This is a genomic window from Peribacillus sp. BM1 (genome assembly GCF_056679975.1).
This window is the reverse complement of sequence record NZ_CM155259.1, coordinates 1,639,501-1,660,214: the sequence shown is the minus strand read 5'-3', so window position 1 is coordinate 1,660,214 and position 20,714 is coordinate 1,639,501. Positions and strand designations below refer to the sequence as shown.

At 36.6% G+C, this 20,714-nt stretch carries 20 protein-coding genes, 1 pseudogene and 1 riboswitch; of the genes and pseudogenes, 7 read left to right on the top strand and 14 right to left on the bottom strand.

Annotation, left to right across the window (positions count from 1 at the left end; genetic code table 11):
• Nucleotides 1-229 precede the first annotated feature (229 nt).
• Both megL and AC1MGI_RS08010 read right to left on the bottom strand, forming a co-directional pair.
• Entirely contained in the window at nt 230-1,420 is a 1,191-nt protein-coding gene (gene megL / locus AC1MGI_RS08015; RefSeq protein ID WP_480349234.1) for a methionine gamma-lyase, read from the bottom strand.
• 195 nt (nt 1,421-1,615) lie between these two features.
• Nucleotides 1,616-2,221, bottom strand: coding sequence for an NADPH-dependent FMN reductase (locus tag AC1MGI_RS08010; RefSeq protein ID WP_480349233.1), 606 nt, complete (start codon nt 2,219-2,221; stop codon nt 1,616-1,618).
• A gap of 333 nt (nt 2,222-2,554) precedes the next feature.
• Here AC1MGI_RS08010 and AC1MGI_RS08005 point away from each other — a divergent pair, with 333 nt between their 5' ends.
• Nucleotides 2,555-2,938, top strand: coding sequence for a hypothetical protein (locus AC1MGI_RS08005; RefSeq protein WP_480349232.1), 384 nt, complete (start codon nt 2,555-2,557; stop codon nt 2,936-2,938).
• A gap of 180 nt (nt 2,939-3,118) precedes the next feature.
• On the opposite strand, the gene AC1MGI_RS08000 is transcribed toward AC1MGI_RS08005, so the two are convergent.
• Both AC1MGI_RS08000 and AC1MGI_RS07995 read right to left on the bottom strand, forming a co-directional pair.
• On the bottom strand, nt 3,119-4,258 hold the full coding sequence (locus AC1MGI_RS08000) for a DEAD/DEAH box helicase (protein ID WP_480349231.1): 1,140 nt from the start codon (nt 4,256-4,258) through the stop codon (nt 3,119-3,121).
• A 216-nt stretch (nt 4,259-4,474) separates the two neighbouring features.
• Nucleotides 4,475-5,761: an ATP-binding protein gene (locus AC1MGI_RS07995; protein WP_480349230.1), complete on the bottom strand. Its 1,287-nt coding sequence runs from the start codon at nt 5,759-5,761 to the stop codon at nt 4,475-4,477.
• A gap of 618 nt (nt 5,762-6,379) precedes the next feature.
• On the opposite strand from AC1MGI_RS07995, the gene AC1MGI_RS07990 reads away from it, so the two are divergent.
• Complete coding sequence (locus AC1MGI_RS07990) at nt 6,380-6,838, top strand: VOC family protein (RefSeq protein ID WP_480349229.1); 459 nt, start codon at nt 6,380-6,382, stop codon at nt 6,836-6,838.
• A gap of 120 nt (nt 6,839-6,958) precedes the next feature.
• Nucleotides 6,959-8,185, top strand: a complete 1,227-nt coding sequence (locus AC1MGI_RS07985) for a YbfB/YjiJ family MFS transporter (protein WP_480349228.1) — start codon at nt 6,959-6,961, stop codon at nt 8,183-8,185.
• Between the two features lie 86 nt (nt 8,186-8,271).
• Here AC1MGI_RS07985 and AC1MGI_RS07980 read toward each other — a convergent pair whose 3' ends face one another.
• Genes AC1MGI_RS07980 through AC1MGI_RS07970 form a run of 3 tightly spaced genes read right to left on the bottom strand, consistent with a single transcriptional unit; the run spans nt 8,272 to nt 10,621 of the window.
• Nucleotides 8,272-9,342, bottom strand: a complete 1,071-nt coding sequence (locus AC1MGI_RS07980; protein ID WP_480349736.1) for an LLM class flavin-dependent oxidoreductase — start codon at nt 9,340-9,342, stop codon at nt 8,272-8,274.
• A gap of 23 nt (nt 9,343-9,365) precedes the next feature.
• The gene (locus tag AC1MGI_RS07975; protein WP_480349227.1) at nt 9,366-10,211 is read right to left on the bottom strand and encodes a VOC family protein; all 846 of its coding nucleotides are present in this window, start codon (nt 10,209-10,211) and stop codon (nt 9,366-9,368) included.
• Between the two features lie 5 nt (nt 10,212-10,216).
• The gene (locus AC1MGI_RS07970) at nt 10,217-10,621 is read right to left on the bottom strand and encodes a DoxX family protein (protein WP_480349226.1); all 405 of its coding nucleotides are present in this window, start codon (nt 10,619-10,621) and stop codon (nt 10,217-10,219) included.
• 138 nt (nt 10,622-10,759) lie between these two features.
• On the opposite strand from AC1MGI_RS07970, the gene AC1MGI_RS07965 reads away from it, so the two are divergent.
• The 3 genes from AC1MGI_RS07965 to AC1MGI_RS07955 all read left to right on the top strand — a co-directional run bounded on the left by AC1MGI_RS07965 (nt 10,760) and on the right by AC1MGI_RS07955 (nt 14,029).
• Nucleotides 10,760-11,086, top strand: a complete 327-nt coding sequence (locus tag AC1MGI_RS07965) for a winged helix-turn-helix transcriptional regulator (RefSeq protein ID WP_062184345.1) — start codon at nt 10,760-10,762, stop codon at nt 11,084-11,086.
• 643 nt (nt 11,087-11,729) lie between these two features.
• Complete coding sequence (locus tag AC1MGI_RS07960; RefSeq protein WP_480349225.1) at nt 11,730-12,695, top strand: bile acid:sodium symporter family protein; 966 nt, start codon at nt 11,730-11,732, stop codon at nt 12,693-12,695.
• Nucleotides 12,696-12,880: 185 nt separating this feature from the next.
• Nucleotides 12,881-14,029, top strand: a complete 1,149-nt coding sequence (locus AC1MGI_RS07955) for a cation:proton antiporter (protein ID WP_480349224.1) — start codon at nt 12,881-12,883, stop codon at nt 14,027-14,029.
• A 427-nt stretch (nt 14,030-14,456) separates the two neighbouring features.
• On the opposite strand, the gene AC1MGI_RS07950 is transcribed toward AC1MGI_RS07955, so the two are convergent.
• From AC1MGI_RS07950 to AC1MGI_RS07925, 6 genes and pseudogenes are all read right to left on the bottom strand, one after another.
• Nucleotides 14,457-15,338, bottom strand: coding sequence for a 5'-methylthioadenosine/S-adenosylhomocysteine nucleosidase (locus tag AC1MGI_RS07950; RefSeq protein ID WP_480349223.1), 882 nt, complete (start codon nt 15,336-15,338; stop codon nt 14,457-14,459).
• Between the two features lie 179 nt (nt 15,339-15,517).
• Nucleotides 15,518-15,621: riboswitch (purine riboswitch) on the bottom strand.
• Nucleotides 15,622-15,995: 374 nt separating this feature from the next.
• On the bottom strand, nt 15,996-16,505 hold the full coding sequence (locus tag AC1MGI_RS07945) for a YfiT family bacillithiol transferase (protein ID WP_480349222.1): 510 nt from the start codon (nt 16,503-16,505) through the stop codon (nt 15,996-15,998).
• 554 nt (nt 16,506-17,059) lie between these two features.
• Nucleotides 17,060-17,827 carry a hypothetical protein gene (locus AC1MGI_RS07940; RefSeq protein ID WP_480349221.1) on the bottom strand — a complete coding sequence of 256 codons (768 nt, stop codon included), beginning with the start codon at nt 17,825-17,827 and terminating at the stop codon, nt 17,060-17,062.
• 444 nt (nt 17,828-18,271) lie between these two features.
• A complete protein-coding gene (locus AC1MGI_RS07935; protein ID WP_480349220.1) occupies nt 18,272-18,901 on the bottom strand; it encodes a class I SAM-dependent methyltransferase in 630 nt (209 codons plus the stop codon).
• Nucleotides 18,898-19,068 (bottom strand): annotated as a pseudogene (locus AC1MGI_RS07930) (IS1595 family transposase); the annotation flags it as partial. The pseudogene AC1MGI_RS07930 and the gene AC1MGI_RS07935, both read right to left, overlap by 4 nt.
• 21 nt (nt 19,069-19,089) lie before the next feature.
• Nucleotides 19,090-19,212 (bottom strand): hypothetical protein, encoded by a 123-nt coding sequence (locus tag AC1MGI_RS07925; RefSeq protein ID WP_480349219.1) that lies wholly within the window; start codon nt 19,210-19,212, stop codon nt 19,090-19,092.
• Between the two features lie 177 nt (nt 19,213-19,389).
• Between AC1MGI_RS07925 and AC1MGI_RS07920 the strand changes: the two genes are divergently transcribed.
• Nucleotides 19,390-19,872, top strand: a complete 483-nt coding sequence (locus AC1MGI_RS07920) for a DUF2798 domain-containing protein (RefSeq protein ID WP_480349218.1) — start codon at nt 19,390-19,392, stop codon at nt 19,870-19,872.
• A 164-nt stretch (nt 19,873-20,036) separates the two neighbouring features.
• On the opposite strand, the gene AC1MGI_RS07915 is transcribed toward AC1MGI_RS07920, so the two are convergent.
• Nucleotides 20,037-20,570 carry a thioredoxin domain-containing protein gene (locus AC1MGI_RS07915; protein WP_480349217.1) on the bottom strand — a complete coding sequence of 178 codons (534 nt, stop codon included), beginning with the start codon at nt 20,568-20,570 and terminating at the stop codon, nt 20,037-20,039.
• Nucleotides 20,571-20,714 lie beyond the last annotated feature (144 nt).

Sequence of the window (20,714 nt, the reverse complement as noted above, 5' to 3'; positions counted from 1 at the left end):
TTACATGAACAGTTTCTCTATCTATAGGAACATCCTTGTGTTACATCAAATAATAGTTCAAAATCCAATTCATATTATTCCGACAATAACCCCTTCAATATTACATGAAAATGGGATACTTTTGTAGTACGTTGCCCATTTTTAATAAATACTTTTTAGACAGAAGTTCGTTTACAGTAGCAGAAGATGCCTCCAAAGGATCAGATCCTTTTGGGGACATCTTCTTTCATTAAACCTGTATCCTGTTCAAGGCTTCATCCAAATCCGCCCATAAGTCTTCCCAATTCTCTAGTCCTACGGAAAGACGAATTAGTTGATCTGTAATGCCCATTTTAAAACGGGATTCAATAGGAACAACCGAATGAGTCATTGTGGCTGGATGTTGAATGAGTGTTTCCGCATCACCTAGGCTGACCGCAATTTTAATTAATTGTAGTGAGTTCAATATTTTTTGTGCGTCCTGCTTGTCACCTTTAATTTCAAAAGAAATAATACCGCCGCCAGCTTTCATTTGCTTTTGGGTAATATGGTAGTCAGGATGCTCTGTATCTCCAGGATAATAGACCTTTGTAACACTTGGATGTTGCTTCAGTTTTTTGAATAACTTTTCGGCATTGAAAGAGTGTCGATCCATTCTGACAGGCAGAGTCTTCAATCCCCGCAACAAAAGCCAAGCATCAAAAGGGGAGATAATCCCACCGATATCCTTCTGCGTTGTCCTGGCCATTTTGCTAATAAATTCTTGCGTTCCCACAACAAGTCCTGCCACCACATCTCCATGGCCACAAATATATTTCGTTGCACTATGAAGTACAATATCACAGCCTAAAGCTAGTGGCGTCTGCAAATAAGGCGACGAAAAGGTATTATCAACAACGACTTGGATATGATGTTTTTTCGCGATCTTAGCGACCATCTCTAAATCAATCATTTTCATCGTTGGATTTATCGGTGTTTCCACATAAATACATGTTGTTTCAGGCCGAATCAATGTTTCTATTTGTTCCTCGGTCAGCATTTCTGAAAAGTCATGTGTAATACGATATTTATCTTCCATTAAATGCAATAATCCGAAAGTACAGCCATACAAGCCTTGTGAGCAGATAATATGGTCACCTGCTTTCGTTAACGCAAGTAAAACGGCTGAAACAGCTGCCATCCCTGAACCAAATGCAAGACCCGCTTCACCACCTTCTAGCATGGCAATGCGTTCTTCAAGAATTTTCACAGTCGGATTTCCAAGCCGGGAATATATATACCCCTCTTCTTCTCCTGCAAACCGTCTCTCACCTTGTTCAGCAGTTTCGAAAACGAATGTCGATGTTTGAAAAATAGGCGCAGCGAGACTTCCCAAATGCTGCTTCGAATCGTACCCTTCATGAATCACCTTTGTCTCAATATGCTTGTCTTTCTTCCCCATAACGCTCCTCCTCCCCCTACTTCTATAATATGTTATGATCACCGAAATTGTAAACGTTATCATCACTATCAACTGATAATGATGCCTAATATGAACAAAACACGAACCGTTCATCTAGCCTTGATTCAGAAGATGAGTTTACAAGCGCACAAAAAAGGAGGGGATTTGTCATCCCCTCCTTCTTAGTTACACTACTTATTTACGCAAAGTTTTTAATGCGCCACTCCAAGCGTTAACTTGATCTAACATTGCATTTACATTATCAAGATGTAATTCAGCTGGTTTGAAAACACTGCCGTTTTCAAAATCTGTGAATAATGATAATGTCGGATGTACACGAACGTCCGCAATCATTAATTCACCCATGATTCCACGTAAATGTTCAGCTGCACGAGCTCCACCAGTTGAACCATAACTTACGATACCTGCAGCTTTGTTATTCCAAGCTTCACGAGCAAAATCAAGGGCATTTTTTAATGCTCCTGTAATACTGTGATTGTATTCTTGAACAATGAATACGAATCCATCTACGTTAGCAAGTTTTTCATTCCAAGCTGCAATGCCTGGTTCTGTTCCATCAGTTGTTCCTAAAAACGGCAATTGGAAATCAGCAATATCAATGATTTCATATTCTGCATCGCCACGTTTATCAGCAATCCCTTTTACCCATTCTCCTACTTGTGGACTTACGCGTCCTTCACGTGTGCTACCTAAAACAATCCCAATTTTCAACATTTCATTTCCTCCTCTTTCATCTGTATTATTATTTGCTTTCCCAAATAATTTATCGAAAAAACCCAATACTTTCACCGCCTGTATTTATTAGTACCACTAAGAATAAACCAATCATATATTGGCAGTCTTTTTTAATTTCACCTTAATACGATTTTTTATTCTATTGCCTACAAAATATCCCCTAATTTCTTCTAATCAAAATCTGCATACACAATATCTTGATTTGATATATCTCTAATTAAAAATATACACCTGCACTTACTTTTTGTCAACTAGTAACGTAATTATATTTCGAGTTCGCAAAAAAAATCGATATTTGGGTATTAGCCCTGCTCCTTTACGAACTTCCACATAGAGTATAGGGTATTAACCCAGACTTCAAGAGGAGAGTGGCGTAAGATGAATCCATATGGTTACTATCCAGAGTATATTCCACAACAACAGTTTGAATATGTTCCACAACAAGAGGCTTATTATTCACAGTATCCGACTAATTCTGAATTTCAACAATACGAACAAGTGGACATTGATAGACAACCGCAACTGGAAAGAAGAGTTAGACAACTTGAAAGACAAAATGAGCAGCAAGTTCAAGAACTGAACAGGCTAAGTCAGGAAATTACTCGTTTGAACAGAGAACTAACGCGAGTTAACCAAGAGGTCATTCGACTAAATCAAAATGATCAGCGACATACACGCCGCCTGAACAGATTAAACCAACGCCTACGTGCAGTAGAAAATAGGCTCAACATTCCGTTTTCGGCTTCCGAAGATGGTTTTTAAAAGGACATTAATTTTCTTGAGGTAATAAGAAGCAGCGAGAATCCCTCATAATTCCGCTGCTTTTTATTCATGTTTCCGTAGTTGTATATTCACCTAAACCTTTTTATTATAATCCATATTTAAAACTTATATTGAACCGAAAAAAAGAGATAGCCTTAAATCACAGCTATCCCTTCTTCCTTATCGATTGGCGTCTACAATTTCTCCACCATAAAATGTTTTCTTACTTAATGTAATATCAAGCTCGCGAGCCAGTTTCTTCAACTCGCGCTCTTCGCGTTCTGTGACAATCGAAATGACTGTACCATCTGCACCCGCTCGTCCTGTACGACCTGAACGGTGCACGTATTGGTCCACGCTTTCTGCCATGTCAGCATGTACAACGGTAGTAAGACCTTTAATATCTAAACCTCTTGCCGCAACATCTGTTGCTAACAATAAAGGCATTTTACCAGAACGTAAATGTCTTAGTGCTTTTTCACGATCCATTTTATTGGAATCGCCATGAAGCACACCGAGCTTAATCCCTTTATAATCGAGTTTTTCTTTTAACACGGTAATTTCGGCGATATCATTTAAGAAAGCAAGTCCCTTTAATCCTTCTAGACGAGTAATTTTTTCAAGAACTTTGGCTTTTTCACGTCGTTCGACAACGAAATAGATATGATCCACGCTAGATTCCATCTTCTCGCTCTTATCAACGCGGACGACTTCCGGTTCGTTCGTTAAATCACGGGCCAGTTTCTCAGTCTGATCCGGAAGAGTAGCCGAAAACATCAGTACTTGGCGATCCTTTTGCGTTGTCTTGATTATATTTTGGATCGTCCCCATATGCTCAGGCACAATCAATTGATCACCTTCATCTAGTACAATCGTTTTCACTTCATGCATTTTCATTTTCTTTTGCATAATTAACTCATATACACGTCCCGGTGTTCCGACGATGATTTGCGGGCGTTTTTTTAATTTTTCGAGCTGACGTTTTACATTTGCCCCACCGATGAACGAAGCCCCTGTAATTCCGCTGCCTTCTGCCCAGATTCGGACTTCTTCGGCAATTTGCATCACAAGCTCACGTGACGACGCCATAATAAGGGCTTGTGCTGATTTGTTCTCGGGATCTATTTTTTCAAGCACAGGTAGTAGATAAGCAAGAGTCTTCCCTGTACCAGTTGGTGATTCAGCGAGGATATCTTTTCCTGCGGTTATCACTGGGATAGCTTTACTTTGAATGGGAGTCGACCGGGAAAATCCAGATTTCTCCCAAGCTGATTGGATAAACGGTTTCATTGTTTTAATAAATTCAGGTGTGTCAGTCATAGTACTCTCCTTTAATCTCTAAGAGGTTGTTCAAAAAGTTCGGTAAAGAAGCTAGCGAATTGCATCAAAGTGCATTTTTGACCTTCTGTTAAAATCGCGCGCATCCTGTGCAAGTCCGGTCCCAAACGTTACTGCATACACGAAAGGTTATCGAGATGCGCCCGCAGAACTTCTCGGCATTCTTTATCCTTTTTGAACACGCACTTTAAGCTATCTTTATAATAACATTTGTTCTTCGTCATTTGCTAATGGAATCCTAACAGTTACAATTGTACCTTGTCCTTTTTTACTTTTAAAGCTCATTTCCCCGTTGTGGCGGTGAATGATTTTGTAAGAAATAGCGAGACCGAGCCCTGTTCCTTTTTCTTTTGTCGAATAAAAAGGCTGGGCAAGATATTTCAATCGTTCTTCATCAATTCCTTTGCCATTATCCGATACCGTGATGATCGCATCACTCTCTGTTTTTTTGATTTCAATTTTAATTTTTCCATCCTTATCTACAGCTTCGATACTATTCTTAATCAGGTTAATAAACACCTGTTTCAATTGTACATCATCTGCAATAATGTAGATTGGCTCATCTGAAACCTCAATCAACTCCAATTCGAGATTGGCTAAATTCGCCTGAGCTTTCATTAACCACACAACTTTCGATACACATTCACGAACATTACGAAGCCGCAGTGAAATCTCTTGTTTTTTTCCAAGTATTAATAGCTCACTTGAAATAATGTTAATATGTTCAATCTCTTCTTCCATAATCTCGAGATAGTGAGGGGTAACTTCCTTCTCCGTACGCATCAATTGTACAAATCCTTTTAATGAAGTTAGAGGATTACGTATTTCATGGGCAACTGCTGCTGCCAAATGGCCAATCACCGTCATTTTCTCAGAGGCAATGAGCATCTCCTCATCATGCCTCTGGGACGTGACATCTCTAGCAAGAGCATATACACCTACAATCTCTTCTGTGACAATGATCGGAAAGATTGCGCACCTTAGAATCTTCTTCTTACCATCTGTATGGATGATTGCTTCAAAGTAGGAGTTTACTCCTTCTAAGGTTAACCAATAATACTCTCGAATCTTTTCGACATTTTCGATAGAAATAGCAGTAGTCGGGCATTTTCCCCTTACTTCTTCTTCGGTAACTCCGAGTATTTTTTCTCCCTCAGGATTGATTGAATTGATATTTCCTTCTAAATCCAACTCTATGACAGCATCCGGATTATGCTTAAACAGCGAACGGTATTGAACATCCTTTCGTTTCAGCTCATTTTCCGAATGTAGTAATTTCTTTCCCCAATAATTGAGTGATACATATAGAACAGACCCTGTCAGGAATATATAACCCCAGCCTTTCGCTCGCTGAAAGATTGTATAGGCGTGAAAGTTTTCCGCTGCTATTAGTAAAGATATCGAATCAGTACTAATTACCCAAAAAATACCAATTAGGAAATATATCAACGAAACCATCAGAGCAAATTTTTGAACTTGATTCATGTTATACCCCTTTATCCATGTCATACGCGTATGATTTCTCTTTTTTAGAGTTCCCATAACTCTAAAAAGACAAACAAAAATGCCCTCAAGTTGTTAAACGCGAGGGCTTTACGATTTATTAGTGTACCATAAATAATCAGACTTTTCTAGAAAATAATTATTCAAAAACGTGTTACTCTTTTATACAGACCTATTGACGTATGCTCTCAGTTTCTATCTTACTGGATTGTTAACCTTGCAATCAAAATAATAATGTAAATTTATTTAAACAAGGAAAAAAATAGTATATGATTATATAATTCAGTTTATTCAAATAATTAAAATGATCGGTATTCTGATAAATAAATTTTGTATTGCATCCTTAACTTTGTTGCTAGTTTGTTTCAATCAATTAGATTAGAAAATTCATATGGATTTATGAGTAACACTTTAACACGTAAACCTCTACCATTATCATCAGAGTATAGTGATGAAACCATTGCTAAAACGAGTGGGATATGGAAAATCATTAGTATGAGCAATGATAATTGTAGAGAGCCTTATTGGTTCTCTTTTTTTAAAAAATAATTCCAAATAGCACATCAATCCTTAAATATATAATAAAAAGGAGCGATCACGATGATCAAAGGTCTTTATGAAGCACATCTACCTGTAACTAATCTTTTGAACTCAATAGAATTTTATAAAAAGTTAGATTTAGAAATTGCCTATCAACATGAAAAATTAGCTTTCTTCTGGATAGAGAAAGGTCATAGCTGGTTAGGTTTGTGGGAAACAGATAAAGTTGACACACCATATCACCCCTCTTTAAGGCATATTGCATGGCATGTTGATACAAAAGATATCAGGAATGCGAAAGAATGGCTTGAATCAAAAGGGATACAAATAATTGAAACTTTTGGAATTCCGCCAGAGAAACAACCGCTCGTCTTATCAAACAAACGAAACGCCCACGCCGCTATTTATTTCCAAGACCCTGATGGCAACTTACTTGAATTAATGACTCCATTAAGATTGGATCTTGGCGAAAATGTTAACATAATGTCATTAGAAGAGTGGGATGAGCAGAATAACTGAATACCCTTAAAATTCAAGGTTTCATTGCAGTACTTAGGTAATCAATAATCATAAACAGTGAATGAAAGATGCATATGAGTCTGGTAAAAGAATTGAAGCCAGTAAAATATCGGGGTGTGAATGATGAGTCATGAGCAAAAAGTTTGGAAGTATGCCTTTGCGAGCGCTATGGTGACAATTAGTATTCTTGGCTTTGGCAGAATGTCTTACGGGATTCTAATGCCTTTTATGAAGGACAGTTTATCGCTTACCTATGAACAAGCAGGTGTGCTGAGCACATCAACTTCGATCGGCTATTTGGGATTGGTTCTCTTTGCTGGCATTTTCGCAGCAAAATGGGGGTCGAAACGTCTAGTAATCTTAGGGACACTACTTGTTACTTGTGGTTTACTGTACATGCCCTGGGTTCAAAATTATTTTTCCTGCTTAATAGGTATGGTACTTCTCGGTGTTGGTGCGGCTTTTGCGTATACCCCATTGGTTAATATTATTGTCGGTTGGTTTCCACAGCAAAGGGGTATGATGATCGGATTTCTCTTAAGTGGGTTAGGACTAGGAACATTGTTTTCTAGCACACTGATACCATTCTTTACAGCTTGGTTTTCTGGAAATGGTTGGCGATATATCTGGCTGTTATACGGACTATTTTCTTTACTATCTGCCTTTGTTGCTCAGATAATTCTCAGAGATCCACCCATATCTTCACCTAAAATAACGCAAGAAAAAACTTCTCTATTTCGCGAGGTGTACTTGCATAAAAGAATCTTATTAGTAGCCTGTATCTACGGATTGATTGGATTTGCATATTTAATTCCACAGAACTTCCTTTTTAGTTTTATTTTAGAGGCTCATATTAATCGCTATTTGGCTGGTCAAATTGTCGCTTTGGGTGGTTTTATGTCCATTTTTAGTGGACCGATATGGGGAATGACTTCGGATAAGATTGGGCGGAAGAAGTCCTTATTGATCACACTTTTCCTGGGGACCATTGCGATGCTCATTCCCATTACCTTCCCCGAACTTATAGGGTTTGTAATCAGTCAGTTCCTCTGGGGAATTACGGTTGTCGGGATGCTTTCTCTCATTCAAGCTATTTCGACAGAACAAATTCATCCAGCATATGCACCAATTGCATTGGGATATGTAACTGTTTATTTTGCTGCTGGACAATTAGTTGGACCTGGGCTTGGCGGCTGGATGATCGACCATCTTGGGGGCATTCCCTCGTCATTACTACTTTGTTCTGGACTTCTGCTTACGGCTTTCATATTATCCACGCAATTACACAAAGAAGGAGTGGGAGAACAGTTAATTCCCCAAAAGGAGACTCACTCTATGGAAGGGTAATCTTCAATAAAAAAAGGAACCAACATTATATAACATGCTGGTTCCTTTAATCCATCATTTTCATTAACATGACTATTTCAAAACGATTATTTACTTAATTCACGTCGGATAACCGGGGCTACTTCTGTTGCTAATCGTTCAATATTTTTCGCAACTTTAGCAAATGGAATCCCACCGATATCCATCTGGGCGATAAATCGCTGATGCCCGAACAATTCATGCTGATACAGGATTTTTTCAATAATTTGCTGTGAGCTACCAACAAACAATGCAGTGTCTGGACTTGACATTTGTTCAAAATCAGCCCGAGACATTCGTGTATTCATCCCTCGTTGACGATTCACATACTCCCAGTAATTTGAATAATATGGATAGAATTCGTCCTTGGCTTGTTCCGTTGTTTCAGCCATAAATGTGTGCCCGGTAACGCCTACCTTTAACTCATTCAAATGATGACCGGCTTCAACGCCCACTTTGCGGTAAATATCAACGAGTGGTTTGAATCGATTTGGATCGCCGCCGAGAATGGCTAGAGCCATCCCAACTCCAAACTTACCTGCTCTTTCTGCACTTTCAGGTGATCCACCAACACCAACCCAAAGTGGCAGTTGCTTTTGAACTGGTCGTGGTGCAATCTCAGCATTCTGAAGACTTGAGCGGAACCGGCCTTCCCACGTAATCTTCTCTTGTTCGTTCAGTTTTAAAAACAAATCAATATTCTCTTCGAACAGTTCATCATACTCGTTGACGTTATATCCAAAAAGCGGGAAAGATTCAATAAACGCCCCACGCCCCGCAATAACTTCAGCGCGACCGTTTGATAGCAGATCCAATGTCGAAAAGTCTTCAAATAAGCGAACAGGATCGACCGTGCTTAATACAGTAGTCGCACTGGTCAATTTAATCTGTCTCGTTACTTGCGCAATTGCAGCAAGTACGACTGGAGTAGCTGAAACCGCATAGTCTAAACGATGATGTTCACCTAAACCAAAAAGGTCTAGTCCTGCTTCATCAGCTAGTTTTGCTGCATCTACTATTTCTGTCAAGCGCTGGCGGGCGCTAATCACTTTACCAGTATGGGGATCTGGAACGATATCACCAAGCGTATAAATCCCGATTTCAAAACTAGAATCGTTTAATGTATTATCTTCTTTCATCATACGTTCCTCCAAAAAAAGCTTTAAATAACTAAATGAATTTCATTTCCTGATGGATCAGTTGTCACATATACATCGTTTTCTTGTTTCACTATAGCACCGATTTGTTCCAGCTGTACAATCACTTTGCTTCTTGCTTCTTCATTTGCGTAAACGAGTGTATACCAATTAAGTCCAACACTGTTTTTCTGAGGTGCAGGAACACCAACACCATTCCATGTATTTAAACCGATATGATGGTGGTATCCACCTGTCGAAGTAAAGAGAGCCCCTCCAAATCGATTTACAACGGTAAATCCAAGACCTTTCACATAAAACTCATCTGTTTTTTGAAGATCCGCTACATGTAAATGAATATGCCCCATCAACGTATCAGCTGGCAATCCACTCCACTCGGCATGACTTTCAGCAAGTAAGCTTTCCCCATCTAACGGTTCAGTTGCCATTGCTACTTCTCCATTTGACCATGACCATTCAGAAGACGGGCGATCCCAGTATACTTCAATACCATTGTCGTCCGGATCAGAAATGTACAAAGCTTCACTTACATAATGATCCGACGCTCCAAATCGATAGCCTGTCTGAAGTAAATGGCGTAAGAAGACCGACAAATCAGCACGAGTGGGCAACAACAGGGCAAAATGATACAAGCCAGATGTACGTCCTTCTTTAGCAATCACATCAGCTGGCTGTTCAAGCGTAAGCAACGGTGTTTTACCGTCTGTTGTTAAAACCGCTTTACGTTCAGTTTGTTCCAAAACTTGAAAACCGATAATTTCTTGATAAAACGTAATGGCACGATCCAATTCCATTACATTAATACTAACTTCTCCAACAAACGTAATTGGCTTTTGATGAAACTTTTCCATTTTTACTACTTCCCTTCTTTATTAAAAATTTTATTGTCTAATGAGAAAAGAGAGCGATTTGCAAAAGCGAGGAAAATAGCCATAGCAAGCAGTGCTAATTCAAATTCATATCCCGCCATTTGCCCATTACCAAGAAACCCGAGAGGAAGCTTTACTGTAAATATGGCTCCTAACATAATAACAGCAAACAACACCGAAACAATTCGTGTTCCAATACCTAGTATCAACGCAATTCCACCAATTAACTCTATAGTTGCGACGAGATAAGCTACAAACCCAGGAATGCCAATACTGTCAAAAAAGCCAACCGTGTTACCTATTCCACCTTGAAATTTAACAAAACCGTGAATGAAAAAAGTAAGACCTAAAATAATACGTAATATAACTGCACCTGCTTCATTTTTATTCATGTTTTTTATTCTCCTTTTAGTTACTTTATGTAAGTTATTATATTTTCATAACACGTTATTGTCAAGTAACTTTGTATTTTTAAATTATATGATATTAAATTGTAATATGATATATTGTAATGAAAGGAGTGAAAGAGCATGAATCAATCCATTATTTGTCCGCGATTTGAAAAAGCCGTCTCTCTTTTAAGTCAACGCTGGACTACTTTACTTATTTATCAATTATTGTCCGGTCCACAACGCTTCGGCACCATTCAATCTTCTATAGCAATTAGCGGCAGAGTTTTGTCAGAACGCTTAAAAGACCTCGAACAGCAGGGTATCGTGAAGCGTGATGTCATACCAGAAACACCTGTTAGAATCGAATACTCATTAACGGAAAAGGGTTTCTCATTAGAACCGATTTTGAAAGAAATAGAAAATTGGTCTCAAGAGTGGGTGAAAAAAGAGGAATTAGACGACTAAAACCCTTAATGCCGAATAAACATTTTACTAAATAGCGCTCTAATAAGTTTGAATCCTTTAAGACTTTAACAAGAAGGGCAAGGCGCAAATAACGGCATTATCACAGAATCCCCTTTTTTAGGACATGCTGATGGTAATGCTTTTTTCTCTGTGGAAAAGGGGCGGGGCTTCGAAAAATCAGCGCAGCTAAGCCGCCTTTATAAGATGATACAGTTTATAGAACTTGAACCTTTTTCCTCGTCAGGTTTTAGAGCAGACACTCATGGATAGTTCTTTAAATTACATGTTATGATAGCATTTCGGTCCTGATTGTACAGTAGTATAGAAATATACAATACAACCTTTATCCCGCATTAACGGGCAGTCCCCCCACTGATTAAAGTTTCACTTTGTCCCTATTAAAAGTAAGTTGTTCTTTCACTTTTGATATCAGGAGAAGTGACATAAACACGAATGCTGAGATATGTTATATTGAATATATACATTTTGTAACTACTTAAGTTTGATGCCTATTTTAAAATTTTTTACCATCATTTTTTATTCTTCAAAACATAAAATAGTGAAGTTGCTTATTTTCCACAATACGATGTAGGCTTAAGTAGTTTCATAATCTCATAGTTTATTTTCAGGGAGCGCTTAGAAGATGCTGCAAAAATTAAATGCTTTTTTAGAAAGTAAAATGCCGTTTATTACACCGATAAGTGTGTTGCTTGGTGTGACGTTTGCAAGCTACGTCGATAGCTTTTCGTTTTTAGTTCCATGGTTGTTTGCATTTATGACGTTTTCCGGTAGTTTGGGGTCAAATATTAAGTCATTTAAAGAAGTGATGATCCATCCTCTACCGATCATTATTACGATGTGTATTCTACATGTGATCATGCCGCTTTGGGCTTTGGGTGTAGGTCATGTTGTCTTTCACGGGGATGTTTATACGATAACCGGATTAGTTCTTGGCATGATTATTCCGACCGGCATTACAAGTGTTCTGTGGGTATCCATCTATCGAGGGAACATTCCACTTACACTTGCCGTGATTTTAATTGATACATTTTTATCGCCATTCATCGTTCCATATACGATGTCGCTTATGGTTGGCGAACAAGTAGAAATGGATATTCTCGGCATGATGGGCGGTTTACTATGGATGGTCGTTCTTCCTTCATTGGCTGGGATGTTGCTTAATCAAGTAACAAATGGAAAGGTAAAAACCGTATTAGGTCCGCGCCTTTCGCCGATTTCAAAAATCTTTTTAGGAATCGTTGTGTTGTTAAATAGTTCGGTTATCGCTCCATATTTACGTCATATTGACACAAAATTGGTCTTCATCGCCATTGTCGTCTTTCTTATTGCTTTTTCTGGCTACTTGTTTTCTTTTCTTATCGGCAGGCTTTTAAAGATGAACAGAGAAGATGTTGTGTCACTAACGTTCTTAGGTGGTATGCGCAATATTAGTACTGGTGCCGTTATCGCCATTTCTTATTTTCCTGCTCAAGTTGCCGTACCTGTCGTCATAAGTATGCTATTTCAGCAAGTGCTTGCATCCATTTTTGGTCGCTTTGTCGATCAATATTATAAAAAAAGAAATGAAGTAAAGACAAGGAGTGCGTGAGTATCGCTCTGCTTTTCACAAATTAGAAAGATATTAATATTGAAATTCCACCACTAAAAATGATATGATTGTTTTAATAAAATACAGTGTAGTACTTGGAGGAGCCTGTCACCAAGGGATTAGTATGTCCTTTGGTAACAGGCTTTTTTTGTATTTTTTACAAAAATATACAAAGGGGGATAAAAATGTTAATACTTCAATTAGCGATTATTTTAGTTGCAGCCAAGATTGCCGGACATATAAGTGTAAGATTAGGGCAACCTTCCGTTTTAGGAAAACTCCTAATAGGTATTGTACTAGGGCCATCCGTGTTAGGGCTAGTTACTGAGACTGAAACCTTAGCAGCATTTAGTCAAATCGGTGTGATCTTGTTAATGTTTATAGCAGGTTTAGAAACCGATCTTGACGAATTTAAACGAACTGGAAAAGCGTCTACTTTTGTAGGTTTTGGTGGAATCATTGTTCCGCTTGCTGTAGGGTATTTTGCAGGAATGATGATGGATCTTACTTCTTTTCAATCATTGTTTCTAGGTCTATTGCTTTCTGCTACTAGTGTGAGTATCTCTGTTCAAGCACTAAAAGAGATGAAGCAATTAAAAACTCCTGAAGGAACTGCCATTTTAGGTGCAGCCGTGATTGATGATGTGGTCGTCATTATCGCTTTGGCTTTCTTAATGAGTTTTGCTGGTGGCGAAGTCGATCTATCAATCGTTATCTTAAAGAAAGTATTATTTTTTGCAGGCGCCATTCTTGTTGCTTGGAAAGTAGTTCCATGGTTCTTGGAAAAGTTCGCTTCCTTAAAAGTGACGGAAACGGTTATTTCTGCCGCTCTAATTATTTGTTTTGTTTATGCCTACCTAGCAGAATATACAGGGGTAGCAGCGATAATCGGAGCTTATATAGCTGGTGTGGCTATTAGTGTAACGGGCTTTAAACATGAAGTTTTTGAAAAGGTTGAAACCATTGGTTATTCGATTTTTGTTCCAGTATTCTTTGCTTCAATAGGAATTACTGCACAATTTTCGGGGATTATGAATCATTTAGGTCTGATTGTTGTATTAAGTATAGTAGCTATTCTAACAAAATTAGTTGGTGCAGCTATCGGTGCTAAATTATCAGGATTTGGTTGGAATAGCTCGCTTGGGATTGGAGCTGCGATGGTGTCTCGTGGTGAGGTCGCTTTAATCTTAGCTGCAATCGGTCTAGAATCCAAACTACTTAACGACGATTTATTCGCCGTTCTCGTTGTAGTCATTCTTGTAACAACCATCGTTACGCCACCGATGATGAAGTGTTTTTTCACATCAAAGAAGCAAACGAAATCTGCTGCTTAACTAAAGATTAACGACGATTATTCACATAATCAGCTACGACTTTCCCACTACAATTAACAGCTAAAAAGAATTTTGAGAATCTGGGCTGACCTGCTAATATGTGACATCGAAGAAGCTCTAATAAGGCCGCCTGTTCCCTCAACTTAATTGGGGACAGGCCGTTTAATTTCGCATGAAGTCGTGTTTAATGTTATTACTTGATGTACTTGTCTAATTTTTTCTATTTAAATTGGTTTTGTAAGTAACACCTGAATAGGAATAGTCATTAAAATTCACTTATAAAAACGTAAAGGAGACACTACTTAAATTGTAGTATCTCCTTTTAAAGTTCTTTAAAAAGATTAAGTTCAGCTTTACTTCTGAAATTAGAACAGATAATAAAGTTGTTTAATTCCTTGTGGAACTGATGCTAATCTGGTTTTCTATATTATTTGCTTGACAACGTAGTTATATATTTTTTAACTACTTCATAAACATATTCTTGATTTGCTGATGCTGTATCTGGGTTGTATTTACCACCATTGGTTTTATTATTAGACAATACTCTAATACCCAAGAATGCTACATCATAAGCTTGGGCCATTTGTGCTGCTGCGGCACCTTCCATTTCTTCTACAGATGTACCATACTTAGTATGGAACCATTTAATTCGATCAACTTCATTATTCCAAAAGTCTGCTGAACCTATAGTACCCTCGACAACTTTACCCTTAGTGTATTTATCTTTTACTGCATTAGCAGCTGCGAGTAAATCCTTGTCTCCCTCATAGTACCGGATTTTTTCAGCATTAGGATCTTCTCCTGCACTTCCTTCAGAAGCCATTAAATCCATAGGTATCCATTTAGTTGGATCAATTCCTTGGTTTTCATTCATGTTTTCTGCTTTTAATGCGCCTATGTTTGTAACTCTTTTTCCTAGAACAATATCAAATACGTTTAAATTCGGATCATGTCCGCCTGATGTTCCTTGATTGATTATTGCTATAGGGTTATATCTTTCAATGGCCACTGCTGTAGCAGCTGCTGTATTTTCCATTCCCTTACCTGTTTTAGTAACGATGACAGGATAATTGTCCAGTGTTCCTTTGTAAAATACAAAAGTTCCTGATTTTTCTTCTTTAACATTTTCTAGCCTTTTTGCAAAATGTTCAGCCTCTATTGGCATTGGGCCTTGAATGATAATAGGCTGTTGAGTATTTTTTTGTCCAGCTTCATTTTGTGAAGCTGAATTACATGCTGCTAGTATTGATAATAACAGTACAGTAATCGTTGCTAATAAAGCGTATTTTGGTAACCTTTTGTTTTTCATAAATAATCTCTCCTTTTTCTCTTGTTGTTTGATACACTGGAAGATTTGGTCCAAAGAAAAGGGTCTAGAAAATGTAGAATGATTTCTACCTTCTAGACCTACAAAGTTAAAGTATAGATAATTAAGCAAAAAATGATGCTTTTGCTAAATCATAAAATGGCAGTGGCCAAAAAGCCGAACAACCGAATACTTTAACTCGTAGTCCAGTTCTTTCATTGGGAACCAGGTAGAAACGCTCAGACCATATTACCGAGTATATACGAGTAATGATATTTAAGATTATTGCTTTTTAAATATAGCAAACTAACCATAGATATTCAATATAAATATGAATATTAATTTTAAAAAATAACTTAATGTTCGTGTTTTGTAGGAAATAAAGAAAATATGGGGAGTCATTATTAGTAAAAAAGAAATCATCCTTAACGATTAATACTATTCTGCTTATTTTACCATCTTTTATTATCTTGCTTCGTTTAAGTACAAACATTCACAATCTCTTCTAAATTTTCACATAGGTATGTAGTTGAAAAAAAAAAGTGAAGCTTATTCAATAATCACGCTCTTTAGTTGAATAAAACTTCTGTAATTATTCCTTATTTTAATTTTTAAAAATGGCCTATCGAGGTTCGACAAGCCACATCTATACATATTGTATTATTTTGATAATGCGATCTTTATATGGGCTAAGTGATGCTCTTCGTGCCAAGCTAATTTTGCAACTTTTGTTGCAACAATTATTTTACCGTTTATCTGATGAGTAAAAGCTCGATCTAATTGCTCTTCAGTTAAACTATGTCCTAAAGATACGATGCGCTCATTTATACCTTCTAATATTTTAATAGAACTTTCTACTGGAAGCTTTGTATCCGGTTGAATAGCCCACTTTTCTTCATCAAAAGCTGGTACTGTTGGATTCTCATCTGTTAAGGCCAGCTTCAAACGTTGATACATGTTCAACTGAGAATCTGCAATGTGATGAACAAGTTGACGAACTGTCCAGCTACCTTCACGATAAGTTCTGCTTAATTCCTCATCGCTTAATGAGTCGACAGTTTCTCTTAATCGAATCGTGTAAGTTTCGATTTCCTTTAGCCATTCTTGAATATTTTCTAATGTTACTTTTTCAGGAACTTGTAGGTTCCCAATTGGGTATCTCACATCCATTTTCAATCCCCTTTTCCCTATTCGTTATTTCTTTTACTTATTTACTATTACATAATTGATTATGTACGAATCACTCCATTAATCTGTTCAAAACGAATTAATAATTCTTCTTTATTTTCATCCAAAATTTTCAGCTCCTAAAGATATTGTTCCATATATGTATTTCGGTATTAACGTTTAAAATCCTTCTATAAATCCCTACATAAAAAAAGCGCAAGCCTCATCGAATCCGTTTTCAAATAAAGCAGCAGGACTACATTTTATCTTATAGTTTTCATTAAATTTATCAAGGTTAACTCTATTTGCTTAGTTTCATGTTATATCTTATTGGTCCTTTTCAGTGTATTTCTGTAAACTAAGATATTATCCCTACTTCTTAAACAGAGAATCAAAGATAACCTTTCATAGAATAGAATTCCCCCCAAAATATTCATCACTTATGTAATCGTATTTCAATTTTGGTATCCTGCGATCTTAATAATAGAAGAAGGGTTACAATCGGAACAACCGAATTTGTAGCCCTTCTGATTTTTTATTGTTTAACTAGTTAAGTCTCATTTATAGTACGGTGGTTCCTCCCCTTCACGACCAGATGCGGTTAAAGATCCACGTTCTACCTCGTAAGAAAAAGACGAGAAACCCTTTACCTTTCCTTTATTCCATCGTTCAGTAAAAGTAATGAGATATTTTTCTTTTCCCGTTTCTTTTGCAGTTGTTTTTCTCTCAACATAATAGCCGTCAATCTGCCCTTCCCATCTGCCAACATTCTTAGGGAATTTATCTGTAACAGTCCCATCACCATCAGTGGCAAATTTAACAGCATCTTTCATTGTAAAGGGTGGTAAAGGCTCAGACATGATCTGAAAATACCCCCAAAGCAAACCACATATTACGACCGGAAATAGAAAAAACATCTTAAAACTCTTTTGAACCTCAATTCTTACGTATAGCCATCTATCTATAATCGCATAGAACAAAGCAACTATCATTCCGGATAACGCCAATGTAAATTCCTGAAAAAGCCAACCATTTGCTAAACCAAAAAAGCCATGAAGCAAAACGTAAAGCCATATGTATTTCACAAACCACTTTTTTTGTAGATATTCTAAACCAACTGAAACTAGATTTCCATAAATCAAGACAATTAAACCTATATACATACTATATATAGATAACCAGCCTAAGAAATTCCCTCCTAAACCATAGGGATATTCCGACTTAACACTATCTGCCATATATAAATATGCTAAGATCATAGATGGAATCATTGTCGTGACAAATGTGGCTGTTAATTTCCTCTTAATCAGACTTTCGAGATCCATATAACCCCTCCCATTATGCTAAATCTATATATGATAACAAGGAATAAAAAGAAATTTCTCTTCACACATCACTTTTTTTAGATAAACTCCTTTTTTATCCTATATTACCATTTTATTAGCCTAATGACTTTGATTCATAGCACCTTCTGGATGCATAACAAAAAGCCAACCATTCGCATGTTGACTTCAGTCATTCCTTTTTTAAATTCATCCTAACAAAACTAAAGTGACGATTTTTATATGGACATTTCCTCATCCTAAAATTTTAACGCTTCTTGTTCAACCTTTTGCATACACTCTCGCACCACTTTAGGCAAATTTTTTATTATTTGGCTATGTTTTAAAATAGTTTTAAGAATAATGCGTAAGCACTTGAAGGAATAGGTTACACATAAGCCTTATCAATTAACAATTCACTATTTTTGATTTTTTATGCAATTATAATTATAGTTCTTTTTGACATTTTACCATTATAAATTTAAACGGAGGTTTATTTTCCATATTCTTATGCGGCTCAAAAATTTCCGAAAATTCTATCAGTCCATATTTTCCAAATTCTTGTTTGATCGAGTCAGAATCATAAAAAAACATTTTTATCCCTTCTATTATCTCGAAATAGTCTTTACCTAGTTGTTTGCCCTTTCCAAACATTGGAGCTTCTTTTGAAATAGTAGTAAAAATCATATATCCGTTTGGCTTTAACTGGTTATAGCAATCTTTAATAAACTTATCTCTCTCACGATTGTTCAATAAATGAATAAGTGCATAACAAAATATACCATCATAAAGTTTGTTATCAAAAGGCATATCGGTTACTGAACCATGAAAAATACTCATATTAAGCCCATTTTGCCTTGCCAATTCAATCGCTGTTTTTGAAATCTCGATACCTGTTACATTTATTCCGTTGTCAATAAAAACCTTTGCATTTCTACCATATCCAATACCAGGAATCAATATATCCTTAACTTTCTTTTCAAGGAAAAAGTCCTTTGTCAAGATTCCAGAGTCTGAAGGTTCAAATCCCCACATCATTTGATTTTCTATAAAACTTGATTCCCAGATTTCTGTCATACCTTAATCTCCTTTACAAATATTAGCTCTCTTTCTTTAAAATCTGCTGTTTTTATATAAGCATAGGCTACATTACATTTAACCATAAAGTTCTTTACCTTTATTGCTTCTTTATCATTTTCAAATAGTTCAAGCCATTTGAACCAGTATATATAGTTACTGATGAATATAGCAAAGTTTTCACATATTCACGAAAGTATATCAAATTTCAACATTGATTTAAAACATAGCCTATTATTTTCATCCAAAAATAAACTCCACACCTTCTCAATATTCGTCTCAATAATGGCTTCTTCTCCCCATCGGATCATTCATTGTCCTCCCATCAATCTCGTAAACAGATCTTCTATCTACAGCTCTATTTTTCACATCAAAACAACAGGATAATTTAACATTTTCTAAAAAAAGTTCACAGAATCGTCACTTATGTAAAAAAATCTAGGCATATATAATTAACACTTATTCTCTTTACGAAAGGATGTTTATATTTGCCTAGTAATAAAAAAGAAGGCATTATTTTTGGCCTATTTATGTGTTTTGGAATGGTTCTTATTATGTCAGTTTACAACACAGCTTTACACGGATTTTCATCGTTTACAGTTGGGAGTGCAGCGATTCAATTTATCATTACATTTATAGTCGCTTTTATTGCAGAGTCACTCGTTGAACCGAAAGCGCGTAAATTTGCATTATCACTACCTTATGATAAATCGAAAGAAATCAAATTTATTGTGGCGCTTGCTTTTTGTATGGTCCCTATAATGGTTCTTATTATGTCAGTATACGGACTTATTTTAACAGCGGTAATGACAGGAATTGAAGGTTCAATTTTCACAGCTTACCTTAAAATAGTTGGTCTAAACTTTATCGTGGCGCTTCCTTCGCAGTTACTAATTGTTGGACCAATCTCACGTAGACTATTAGTTAAATACATTAAACCATCGACACCAAAGCCAGAATTAAACGTGTAAAAACAAGCAAGCTACTTTTTTGGTAGCTTGCTTGTTCTAGGTAGAACTTCAAAAATGGGTTTTCAATATGGTATTGAGTATAGAGGTAAAATAAAAAACCAGACAGGAGAAAGTCAAATTCTCTTGCCTGATTTTTTGTTGGATTAAGCGTTTATACGAGGTAATTAACTAGTGAGTATGCTATTTTCTAATGCCGCTTCGATTGTCGTTTTCAATTCATCTGCCGATAATTCTGTAGGATATTGATATTCTTTATTATTGATAAAAACTGTAGGCACCATTTTCACATTTCTGCGGATGGCCTCTGCAGTTACACCCAAGCTAATTTCGGTATTTCGTGGTTCTTCTTTTAATTGATATTTTTCAGTTAATAGCTTCTTAATATCTTGATTGTTCAACTGATCCCATTGTTCTTGTGTTGCAAATAATTCCTTTAAAATTTCTTTTACGCGCGAAGGATCCTCATAATCTAGGAATAAGTTGATTAACGTTCCATTTAACAGCATTTCTCTAGGCTTGTCATAATGTTTGACAATAAATTCAACTTGTCCATTAGCTAAGTAGTCTTTTAAAACCTCTTCCGCAATCCCATAAAATGTAGCGCAATAAGGACATGTTAAATTCAAAAACACTTCAACCTTTACAGGTGCCTCTTTCTGTCCAAAGCTTAATTGTGTATTCTCAATTTGATTTGCCATTTCTCTCACTCGCTTTCCATTCGCATTCAATTAACCACAATTATATTAATTCACATATGAATTGTCAACATTAATTTATAGAATATTCAATTATCTATGTCTACTATTGTTTGAAATCATGCTTTTGTGGCCTTTTATGCACTT

Excerpts from the sequence above, each read along its gene's own strand:
- AC1MGI_RS07940 (WP_480349221.1), bottom strand. The coding sequence starts at position 17,827 with ATGGATCTCGAAAGTCTGATTAAGAGGAAATTAACAGCCACATTTGTC.
- AC1MGI_RS07995 (WP_480349230.1), bottom strand. The coding sequence starts at position 5,761 with ATGAATCAAGTTCAAAAATTTGCTCTGATGGTTTCGTTGATATATTTC.
- AC1MGI_RS07990 (WP_480349229.1), top strand. The coding sequence starts at position 6,380 with ATGATCAAAGGTCTTTATGAAGCACATCTACCTGTAACTAATCTTTTG.
- megL (WP_480349234.1), bottom strand. The coding sequence starts at position 1,420 with ATGGGGAAGAAAGACAAGCATATTGAGACAAAGGTGATTCATGAAGGG.
- AC1MGI_RS07915 (WP_480349217.1), bottom strand. The coding sequence starts at position 20,570 with ATGGCAAATCAAATTGAGAATACACAATTAAGCTTTGGACAGAAAGAG.
- AC1MGI_RS07945 (WP_480349222.1), bottom strand. The coding sequence starts at position 16,505 with ATGGATGTGAGATACCCAATTGGGAACCTACAAGTTCCTGAAAAAGTA.
- AC1MGI_RS07950 (WP_480349223.1), bottom strand. The coding sequence starts at position 15,338 with ATGAAAAACAAAAGGTTACCAAAATACGCTTTATTAGCAACGATTACT.
- AC1MGI_RS07925 (WP_480349219.1), bottom strand. The coding sequence starts at position 19,212 with ATGATCCGATGGGGAGAAGAAGCCATTATTGAGACGAATATTGAGAAG.
- AC1MGI_RS07975 (WP_480349227.1), bottom strand. The coding sequence starts at position 10,211 with ATGGAAAAGTTTCATCAAAAGCCAATTACGTTTGTTGGAGAAGTTAGT.
- AC1MGI_RS07935 (WP_480349220.1), bottom strand. The coding sequence starts at position 18,901 with ATGACAGAAATCTGGGAATCAAGTTTTATAGAAAATCAAATGATGTGG.
- AC1MGI_RS07980 (WP_480349736.1), bottom strand. The coding sequence starts at position 9,342 with ATGAAAGAAGATAATACATTAAACGATTCTAGTTTTGAAATCGGGATT.
- AC1MGI_RS08000 (WP_480349231.1), bottom strand. The coding sequence starts at position 4,258 with ATGACTGACACACCTGAATTTATTAAAACAATGAAACCGTTTATCCAA.
- AC1MGI_RS07965 (WP_062184345.1), top strand. The coding sequence starts at position 10,760 with ATGAATCAATCCATTATTTGTCCGCGATTTGAAAAAGCCGTCTCTCTT.
- AC1MGI_RS07970 (WP_480349226.1), bottom strand. The coding sequence starts at position 10,621 with ATGAATAAAAATGAAGCAGGTGCAGTTATATTACGTATTATTTTAGGT.
- AC1MGI_RS07960 (WP_480349225.1), top strand. The coding sequence starts at position 11,730 with ATGCTGCAAAAATTAAATGCTTTTTTAGAAAGTAAAATGCCGTTTATT.
- AC1MGI_RS07985 (WP_480349228.1), top strand. The coding sequence starts at position 6,959 with ATGATGAGTCATGAGCAAAAAGTTTGGAAGTATGCCTTTGCGAGCGCT.
- AC1MGI_RS07955 (WP_480349224.1), top strand. The coding sequence starts at position 12,881 with ATGTTAATACTTCAATTAGCGATTATTTTAGTTGCAGCCAAGATTGCC.
- AC1MGI_RS08005 (WP_480349232.1), top strand. The coding sequence starts at position 2,555 with ATGAATCCATATGGTTACTATCCAGAGTATATTCCACAACAACAGTTT.